Genomic DNA, 9,132 nt, shown 5'->3' on the forward strand with positions numbered 1-9,132 from the left:
TTATTCGCATGACGTTGAGAGTGGCAGTCGCGGGCTGCACCGGGTACGCGGGCGGCGAACTCCTCCGCCTGCTACTCGAGCACCCCGCTGTGGTGATAGGGAACCTCACGGCCGGGAGTTCCGCCGGCTCGTTGCTGGGCGAACACCAGCCCCACCTGACCCCGCTGGCCGACCGCGAGATCCTCCCCACCACCCTCGAGCACCTCGTCGACCACGACGTCGTGTTCCTGGCCCTGCCCCACGGGGCGTCGGCCGAGATCGCCTCCCAGTTGGGCGACGCGACCGTCGTCATCGACTGCGGCGCCGACTTCCGGCTCGAGGACGCGCAGCAGTGGAAGGCGTTCTACGGTTCCGACCACGCCGGGACCTGGCCCTACGGGCTCCCCGAACTGCCCGGGCAGCGCCACGCCCTCGCGCGCAGCACCCGCATCGCCGTGCCGGGCTGCTATCCCACCTCGGTGACCCTGGCGCTCCTGCCCGCACTGACCGCCGGCCTGATCACCGGTCACGACACGGTCGTCGTGGCAGCGTCCGGACCGTCGGGGGCGGGCAAGGCGCCCAAGCCGCATCTGCTCGGCGCGGAGCTGATGGGTTCGGCCTCCGCCTACGGCGTGGGTGGGGTGCACCGGCACACCCCGGAGATCCTGCAGAACTTGGAAAAGCTCGGTGCCGAGGCGCCGACCCTCTCGTTCACGCCCGTTCTCGTGCCGATGTCCCGCGGCATCCTCGCGACGTGCACCGCGCCGCTGGCCGACGCCACCACGACCCTCACGCAGGTGCGGGAGGCGTACGCGGCCGCGTACGACGAGGAGACTTTCGTCCACCTCCTGCCCGAGGGTCAGTGGCCGCAGACCCAGGCGGTGTTGGGATCCAACTCCGTGCACCTGCAGGTCGCCGTCGACGCCGCCGCTGGCCGACTCGTGGTCGTGGCCGCCCTCGACAACCTCACCAAGGGCACCGCGGGCGGCGCACTCCAGTGCATGAACCTCGCCTGCGGGCTGCTCGAGCACACCGCTCTGCCGATGATCGGAGTCGCGCCGTGAGCACCGGAATCACCGCGCCGCAGGGGTTCGCGGCGGCCGGCATCGCCGCCGGCATCAAGTCGTCCGGCAATGCCGACCTCGCGCTCGTCGTGAACCAGGGACCGGAGTTCACCTCCGCGGCGGTCTTCACCGCCAACCGCATCCAGGCCGCGCCCGTGCGCTGGTCGAAGGAGGTGTGCGACGGCACCCTCCGTGCCGTCGTGCTCAACTCCGGTGGCGCGAACGCCTGCACCGGCGAACCCGGGTACGCCGACTCCCGCTCCACCGCCGAGGCCGTCGCTGCCGCGATCTCCTGCGAGAGCACGGATGTGGCGGTCTGTTCCACCGGGCTGATCGGCATCCGACTCCCGATGCCCGCACTGCTCGCGGGGGTGGAGCAGGCCGCGCAATCCCTGTCCGACAAGGGAGGCGGTGAGGCCGCCCGCGCCATCATGACCACCGACTCGGTGCCCAAGGAGGCCGCGGTCGCCCGCGGCGGATGGACGATCGGCGGCATGGCGAAGGGGGCCGGCATGTTGGCTCCCGGGCTCGCGACCATGCTCGTGGTGATCACGACCGATGCCTGCGTGGACTCGGATTCCCTGGAGCGGGCGCTGTCGAACGCGTCCGACGTCACCCTCAACCGGCTCGACTCCGACGGCTGCATGTCAACCAATGACACCGTGATCCTGATGGCTTCGGGGGCTTCGGGGGTCACGCCGAACGACGAGGATTTCGCCGCCGCCCTCACCGAGCTGTGCCATGACCTCGGCCAGCAGTTGTTGGGGGACGCCGAGGGCGCGTCCCACGACATCGCCGTCGAGGTGGTCAACGCGGCCAGCGTCGACGACGCGGTGACCGTCGGCCGTTCCATCACCTCGAGCAACCTGTTCAAGTGCGCGGTGTTCGGGCGCGATCCCAACTGGGGCAGGGTTCTTGCCGCCCTCGGCACGACGGATGCCGCGTACGACCCCGACCGGGTGGACGTGAGCTTCAACGGCGTCATGGTCTGCCGGGGCGGCGCCATCGGTGACGACCGCTCCTTGGTGGACCTGTCGGATCGCCGCGTCCACGTGCTCGTGGACCTCAGGGCGGGCGACGCCACCGCGACGGTGTGGACCAACGACCTGACGTATGACTACGTCAAGGAGAACGCGGAGTACAGCTCATGACCGAGACCCGGACCGTGCCCGAGACCGCAACGACCGCCGCGCTGCGCCAGCTCAGCGCCGGCGACAAGGCGTCGGTGCTCGCCGCGGCGCTGCCGTGGCTGGATTCCTATGCCGGCAAGACGATCGTCGTGAAATACGGCGGCAACGCCATGATCGACGACGAGCTGAAGCGGGCCTTCGCCGAGGACATCGTCTTCCTGCGGCGCTGCGGCGTGCGCCCCGTCGTCGTGCACGGCGGTGGCCCCCAGATCTCCACCATGTTGAAGCGGGTCGGGATCGAGTCGGAGTTCCGCGGGGGACTGCGCGTGACCTCTCCCGAGGCCATGGACATCGTCCGCATGGTGCTCGTGGGTCAGGTCGGCCGCGAACTCGTCGGCCTGGTCAACGCCCACGGCCCCCTTGCGGTGGGGCTTTCCGGCGAGGACGCCGGCCTGTTCGTCGCCGAGCGCAAGGGGTTGGTGCTCGACGGTGAGGACGTCGACCTGGGCCTCGTCGGAGACGTCGCCGAGGTCCACCCCGAGGCCGTGCTCGACCTCATCGAGGCCGGCCGCATCCCCGTGGTGGCGACCGTCGCCCCCGACGAGGACGGCACCGTCCACAACGTCAACGCCGACACCGCGGCGGCGGCCCTGGCCGTCGCACTCGGCGCCGAGAAACTCGTCGTCCTCACCGACGTCGAGGGGCTCTATCGCAACTGGCCGGACGATCCCGAGATCATCACCGGCATCTCCGCGACCGATCTGCGGGCCATGCTGCCGTCACTCCAGTCCGGCATGGTGCCGAAGATGGAGGCGTGCCTGTACGCCGTCGACGGCGGGCTCGCGAAGGCGACTGTCCTGGACGGCCGCGTACCCCACGCCCTGTTGCTCGAGATCTTCACCGACGACGGCATCGGCACGCAGGTCCTCGCCGACCACGCCGCCGCCCTGACATCGCTTCCCACCAAGGAGAATCCCGCATGACCGTCGACTCCGTCGCCGCCGACCTCGTCGGCCGGCCGCAGGCCCACCAGGCCGACCTCCTCGGTCGCTATGAGGGCGCCGTCATGAACACCTTCGGTCTGCCCAGGCGCGTGCTCGTGCGCGGCGAGGGCTGCCACGTCTGGGACGCCGACGGCAACCGCTACCTCGACCTCCTCGCCGGGATCGCCGTCAACTCGCTGGGCCACGCGCACCCCCACGTGCTCGCCGCCATCACCAGCCAGTTGGCGACGCTCGGGCACGTGTCGAACTTCTTCGCGACGCCGGCCCAGATCGCCTTGGCCGAGAAGCTGGCGACCGTGGTCGGTGGCGACGCGCACGAGACCAAGGTGTTCTTCACGAACTCCGGCACGGAGGCCAACGAAGCCGCCTTCAAGATCACGCGCATGACCGGGCGTACGCGGATCGTCGCCATGGAGGGCTCGTTCCACGGGCGTTCGATGGGAGCCCTGGCCATCACGGCGAACCCCAAGTATCGTGAGCCCTTCCAGCCGCTGCCGGGCGACGTGACGTTCGTGCCCTTCGGCGACGAGGCCGCCCTGGCGGCGGCGGTCGACGACACCGTCGCCGCCGTGGTCCTCGAGCCCGTGCAGGGCGAGAACGGCATCATCGAGGCGCCCAAGGGTTACCTCGCCGCCGCGCGCCGTCTCACCGAGGCGCACGGTTCGCTGCTGTGGTTCGACGAGGTCCAGACCGGCATCGGCCGGTGCGGCGACTGGCTCGCCAGCGCGGCGTCGGGCGTACGCGCCGACATCGTCACCCTGGCCAAGGGCCTCGGCAACGGCTTCCCCGTGGGCGCATGCGTGGCGAGCGGGCGTGCCCAGGCACTGCTCCAGCCCGGGTCGCACGGCACCACCTTCGGTGGCAATCCGGTCGCGGCGATCGCCGGACTCGCCGTCCTGCAGGTGATCGAGCGCGACGACCTCCTCGCGAACGCCCGCGCCATGGGAGATCGGCTGGCCGCCGGCGTCGAGGCCCTCGACCATCCGCTCGTCGATCACGTCCGCGGGCGCGGCCTGTTGCGCGGCATCGTGCTGACGACCGACATCGGCCCCGCCGCGTACGCCGCCGCCCTCGAAGCCGGCTTCATCATCAACGCTCCGCGGCCGAACGTGCTGCGGGTCGCGCCTCCCCTGATCATCACCGCCGAGCAGGTCGACTCCTTCGTGGACGCGCTGCCCGCCATCCTCGAACGGAGTGCCGCATGACCACGCCGACCCACATCATCGAGAACGCCGACGGAAACCTGCGCCACTTCCTGGCCGACGACGACCTGAGCCACGACGAGCAGCTCGCTGTGCTCGACCTCGCGTCGGAGTTCAAGCGCGATCCCTATGCCCACAAGCCGTTCGCGGGCCCTCGTGCGGTTGCAGTCCTGTTCGACAAGGCCTCCACCCGGACGCGCATCTCCTTCGAGGCCGGCATCGCCGAGCTCGGCGGCCACCCCATGATCATGGACGCGCAGCTGTCCCAACTCGGTCGCGGGGAGCCGATCAAGGACACCGCACGCGTGCTGGGCCGCCACGTGGCGGCCGTCGTGTGGCGGACGTCCGGCCACGACCGGCTGGTCGAGATGGCCGAGTACGCCGGCGTACCCGTCGTCAATGCGCTCACCGACGACTTCCACCCGTGCCAGGCCCTTGCCGACTGGCAGACCATCCGCGACCACAAGGGAACCCTTGCGGGCCTGACGGTCGCCTATCTGGGCGACGGGGCCAACAACATGGCGCAGTCCTACGTCCTGGCCGGAGCCGTTGCCGGCATGCACATCCGCGTGGCCGCACCCGAGGGTTATCAGCCCGACCCCGCCGTGGTGGAGCGGGCGAAGAAGGTCGCGGCGACGACCGGCGGCTCGGTGACGGTCACCGACGACGTCGCCGAGGCCGTCGCCGGCGTCGACGTCGTCGCCACCGACACCTGGGTGTCGATGGGGCAGGAGGGTCAGGACGACGTGCGGGAGCAGGTTTTCGGGCCCTACGCGATCACCACCGAGGTGATGGGCAAGGCTCACCCCGAGGCGATCGTGCTGCACTGCCTGCCGGCCTATCGCGGCAAGGAGATCGCCGAGGAGGTGCTCGAGGGTCCGCAGTCGGTGGTGTGGGACGAGGCCGAGAACCGGCGCCACGTGCAGAAGGCGATTCTCGTGTTCCTCGACAAGGCCGCACGAGGGGTGTGAGATGAACCCCGTGATGACCAAGGCGTCCCGTCAGGCGGCGATCCTCGACCTGATCGCGAAGCGCAACATCCGGTCCCAGACCGAACTCGCCGAGCAGCTCGCGGCCCACGGGATCGCGGTCAGCCAGGGCACCCTGTCGAAGGACCTGCTCGAAGTCGGTGCGGTCCGCATCCGCAGCCAGGAAGGACATCTGATGTACGCGGTGCCCGCGGAGGGCGGCGATCGTTCCCACCACGCGGGGGAGTCGCAGGTGTTCGATGCGAAGCTCGCACGCCTGTGCGGTGAGGTGCTCGTGTCGGCCGAGGCGTCGGCGAACCTCGCGGTCCTGCGTACGCCCCCGGGCGCGGCGCAATATTTCGCCTCGGCCATCGATCGCGTCGGCTGGCCCGACATCCTCGGCACGATCGCCGGTGACGACACCGTCATGATCATCACCCGTGACCCCGCCGGCGGCGACGCGATGGCCCGCCGGGTGCTCGCCCTGGCGGCCGAACCGCGCGCCTGAAGCACCCACGTCCTCGAGTCACGTCCCCTAGATTGAGAGCCATGCCCGACCAGATCGAACCCGACAAGACTGCGTCCACCCCGTCCGAGTCCCGCGCCGGTGAAGGCGTGCTGTGGGGCGGAAGGTTCGCCGGCGGTCCCGCCGAGGCGATGTTCGCCCTGTCGAAGTCGACGCAGTTCGACTGGCGCCTGGCCGAGCTGGACCTGCGCGGGTCGATCGCCCACGCGAACGCCCTGTACGCCGCCGACCTGCTCACCGAGGAGGAGGCCGAGGGCCTGTACGCCGCCCTCACCACGCTCATCGAGAGGGTCCGGTCGGGGGACGCACGACCCGCCGACAGCGACGAGGACGTCCACGGCGCGCTCGAGCGACTGCTGATCGCGGAGGCCGGCCCCGACCTCGGTGGCCGCCTGCGCGCCGGGCGCTCGCGCAACGACCAGATCGCGACACTGATCCGGCTGTACCTGCGGCTCGCGCTCCGCGGCGCCGCCCAGTCCCTCGCCCAGGTCGTGGACGCGCTCGTCGAGCAGGCCACCCGCCACCAGGGCGCGATCATGCCGGGGCGTACGCACCTGCAGTCGGCGCAGCCCGTCGCGCTGTCGCACCACCTGATGGCCCACGCGTGGCCGCTGCTGCGCGATCTCGACCGCCTGGGGGACCTCGACCGGCGCCTGGCCCGCTCGCCGTACGGGTCGGCGGCGCTGGCCGGCACCTCGCTGGGGCTGTCGCCCGAGCTGGTCGCCGAGCAGCTCGGGTTCGACGGTCCGGTGGAGAACTCCATCGACGGAACGGCCTCGCGCGACCTGACCGCAGAGGCGGCGTACGTGCTCGCCCAGATCGGTGTCGACCTGTCGCGGATCAGCGAGGAGGTCATCCTCTGGTCGACGGTCGAGTTCGGTTTCGTGACGCTGGACGACGCCTGGTCGACGGGGTCGAGCATCATGCCCCAGAAGAAGAACCCCGACGTGGCCGAGCTCGCCCGTGGCAAGGCCGGGCGCTTCATCGGGAACCTCGCTGGGCTGATGACGACCTTCAAGGGGCTCCCGCTGGCGTACAACCGTGACCTGCAGGAGGACAAGGAGCCGATCTTCGACACCCTCGACCAGTTGCACGTGTTGCTGCCGGCGATGGAGGGGCTGATCCGTACGCTCACCTTCCACACCGACCGGATGGCCGTCCTAGCCCCGCAGGGGTTCTCGCTGGCGACCGACGTGGCCGACTGGTTGGTGCAGCAGCGGGTGCCGTTCGCCGAGGCCCACGAGATCGCCGGTGCCGCGGTGCGTCACTGCGAGGCGCGAGGCATCGAGCTGACCGATCTGACGGCCGACGACCTCCCCGAGATCGACGAGCGGCTCGGTGCCGGCGTGCTGGAACGGCTGACGATCGACGGCGCTGTCGGGTCCCGCGAGGCCACCGGTGGCACTGGACCGCAGGCAGTCGCACGCCAGCTCGACCAGGCGCTGGCGGCCCTCGTGGCCACCCGACAGGGCTGGTTGAGCCACGAGGTGCTCCCGGAACCGTGGGAACCGTCCCGCGTGCGCGCCGCGCGGGACCGGCCAGCCGCCGAATGACTAGGGTGGCGACCGTGAACGGAGCTCTCGACGAACTGAAGTGGCGCGGCCTGCTGGCCAACTCGACCGATGAGGAGGCCCTGGCGTCCCACCTCGACGCGGGGCCCGTGACGTTCTATGTGGGCTTCGACCCCACCGCGCCGAGCATCCACATGGGCAACCTCGTGCAGCTGATCGTGGCGCGCATCATGCAGAAGCACGGCCACCGCCCGCTGCTGCTGGTCGGTGGCGCCACCGGCCTCATCGGCGATCCGAAGGAGAGCGCCGAGCGCTCACTCAACGCAGTCGAGACCGTCCACGCCTGGGTGGAGCGCATCCGTGGCCAGGTCGAGCGCTTCGTCTCGTTCGAGGGCGACAATGCCGCCCAGATGGTGAACAACTACGACTGGACCGCCGAGATGTCGGTGCTCGACTTCCTGCGCGATGTCGGCAAGCACTTCCCGGTCAACCGCATGCTCGCCCGCGACGTCGTGGCGAAGCGACTGGAGTCCGGCATCTCCTACACCGAGTTCAGCTACGTCCTCCTCCAGTCGATGGACTTCCGTGAACTGTTCCGGCGCCACGGTTGCACCATGCAGTCCGGCGGCTCCGACCAGTGGGGCAACATCACCGCCGGCGTCGAACTCATTCGCCGCTCCGACGGCGAACGCGCCCACGCGATCTGTACGCCGCTGCTCACCAAGGCCGACGGGACCAAGTTCGGCAAGACCGAGTCCGGCACGGTGTGGCTCGACGCCGACATGACGAGCCCGTACGCCTTCCACCAGTTCTTCCTCAACGCGGAGGACGCGAAGGTCATCGAATACCTCAAGGTGTTCAGCCCGCGTTCGCGCGAGGAGATCGCCGAGTTGGAGGAGTCACTGACGAACGAGCCCCACCGTCGCGCCGCGCAGCGCGCCCTGGCCGATGACGTCACCGACCTGGTCCACGGCGTGGCCCAGCGCGAGGCCGCGGTCCACGCCGCCGAGGCGCTGTTCGGTCGCGGCGAGATCGACGCGCTGGACGAGGCGACGCTGCGCGGCCTCGCCGAGGAGGTCGGCGGGGGAGTGCTGGAGGGCGACGACCCGGGGGTCCTCGACGCGATGGTCTCGGCCGGCGTGGTCGACTCGAAGGGTGCCGCCCGACGTGCGGTCAAGGAGGGCGGCGCGTACGTCAACAACGTGAAGGTCACCGACGAGTCGGCATCGGTGGGCGACAGCTGGTTGTTCGGGCGCTACCTCGTCGTCCGCCGTGGCAAGAAGACCGCAGGCGTCGTACGCAGGCCCTGACCCGCAGACCCGCACCAGGCCTCGCTCTGGTGTGGCGTACGCCACCTCCCGCCGATTTGACGAGGGGCTGGAGGCTGCGTAATGTATTCAAAGCCTCGCCGGTGCGAGGGACGAGGGCCGAAAGGCCAACGGCCCGACCGGGAAGGCACTCCAACCATCACAGATCGACCTGTGACCGTGTGTGTTCAATGAGAATCCACGAGACCAGGCGTTATTCGTGATGGGCGGAATATGGCGAAAAGCCCGATTTGACTCGGGAACAACGCCTGACTAAAGTAAGTCGAGTTGCCCCAAGCAACACCTGAGAGGGTGAAGCGAGGTGTGTGGTCGATTCTTGAGAACTCAACAGCGTGCTTAAAGTCAATGCCAAATAATTTGTGCAACTCTTTTTGGGGTTGTTCCCGTGGCCTCGCCTGTGGGTGGGGTTCATGGTTTCTT

The 9,132-nt window shown here is 69.6% G+C and carries 9 protein-coding genes; 8 read left to right on the top strand and 1 reads right to left on the bottom strand.

From position 1 onward, the window contains the following. Positions 1-8 precede the first annotated feature (8 nt). The 8 genes from argC to tyrS are packed head-to-tail and all read left to right on the top strand — an operon-like array spanning position 9 to position 8,694. Positions 9-1,043: an N-acetyl-gamma-glutamyl-phosphate reductase gene (gene argC / locus ACYVAG_RS06175; protein WP_460767989.1), complete on the top strand. Its 1,035-nt coding sequence runs from the start codon at positions 9-11 to the stop codon at positions 1,041-1,043. Beyond that, positions 1,040-2,194 carry a bifunctional glutamate N-acetyltransferase/amino-acid acetyltransferase ArgJ gene (gene argJ, locus ACYVAG_RS06180; protein WP_460767992.1) on the top strand — a complete coding sequence of 385 codons (1,155 nt, stop codon included), beginning with the start codon at positions 1,040-1,042 and terminating at the stop codon, positions 2,192-2,194. The genes argC and argJ overlap by 4 nt, the downstream gene beginning before the upstream one ends. Next, positions 2,191-3,156, top strand: a complete 966-nt coding sequence (argB, locus tag ACYVAG_RS06185; protein ID WP_460767994.1) for an acetylglutamate kinase — start codon at positions 2,191-2,193, stop codon at positions 3,154-3,156. The genes argJ and argB overlap by 4 nt, the downstream gene beginning before the upstream one ends. Beyond that, positions 3,153-4,382: an acetylornithine transaminase gene (locus tag ACYVAG_RS06190; RefSeq protein WP_460767997.1), complete on the top strand. Its 1,230-nt coding sequence runs from the start codon at positions 3,153-3,155 to the stop codon at positions 4,380-4,382. The genes argB and ACYVAG_RS06190 overlap by 4 nt, the downstream gene beginning before the upstream one ends. Further along, on the top strand, positions 4,379-5,350 hold the full coding sequence (gene argF / locus ACYVAG_RS06195) for an ornithine carbamoyltransferase (protein ID WP_460767999.1): 972 nt from the start codon (positions 4,379-4,381) through the stop codon (positions 5,348-5,350). The genes ACYVAG_RS06190 and argF overlap by 4 nt, the downstream gene beginning before the upstream one ends. Before the next feature lies 1 nt (position 5,351). Further along, positions 5,352-5,855, top strand: a complete 504-nt coding sequence (locus tag ACYVAG_RS06200) for an arginine repressor (protein ID WP_460768002.1) — start codon at positions 5,352-5,354, stop codon at positions 5,853-5,855. 41 nt (positions 5,856-5,896) lie between these two features. After that, positions 5,897-7,426: an argininosuccinate lyase gene (gene argH, locus ACYVAG_RS06205; RefSeq protein ID WP_460768004.1), complete on the top strand. Its 1,530-nt coding sequence runs from the start codon at positions 5,897-5,899 to the stop codon at positions 7,424-7,426. A 14-nt stretch (positions 7,427-7,440) separates the two neighbouring features. Next, positions 7,441-8,694: a tyrosine--tRNA ligase gene (gene tyrS, locus ACYVAG_RS06210; RefSeq protein WP_460768007.1), complete on the top strand. Its 1,254-nt coding sequence runs from the start codon at positions 7,441-7,443 to the stop codon at positions 8,692-8,694. Positions 8,695-8,879: 185 nt separating this feature from the next. Here the strand turns inward: tyrS and ACYVAG_RS06215 are convergent. Next, positions 8,880-9,132, bottom strand: a 253-nt coding sequence (locus tag ACYVAG_RS06215) for a hypothetical protein (protein ID WP_460768010.1), incomplete at its 5' end; no start/stop codon positions are given.

This window comes from Mariniluteicoccus flavus, assembly GCF_054776655.1.

Excerpts from the sequence above, each read along its gene's own strand:
- argC (WP_460767989.1), top strand. The coding sequence starts at position 9 with ATGACGTTGAGAGTGGCAGTCGCGGGCTGCACCGGGTACGCGGGCGGC.
- argB (WP_460767994.1), top strand. The coding sequence starts at position 2,191 with ATGACCGAGACCCGGACCGTGCCCGAGACCGCAACGACCGCCGCGCTG.
- ACYVAG_RS06190 (WP_460767997.1), top strand. The coding sequence starts at position 3,153 with ATGACCGTCGACTCCGTCGCCGCCGACCTCGTCGGCCGGCCGCAGGCC.
- argF (WP_460767999.1), top strand. The coding sequence starts at position 4,379 with ATGACCACGCCGACCCACATCATCGAGAACGCCGACGGAAACCTGCGC.
- ACYVAG_RS06200 (WP_460768002.1), top strand. The coding sequence starts at position 5,352 with ATGAACCCCGTGATGACCAAGGCGTCCCGTCAGGCGGCGATCCTCGAC.
- argH (WP_460768004.1), top strand. The coding sequence starts at position 5,897 with ATGCCCGACCAGATCGAACCCGACAAGACTGCGTCCACCCCGTCCGAG.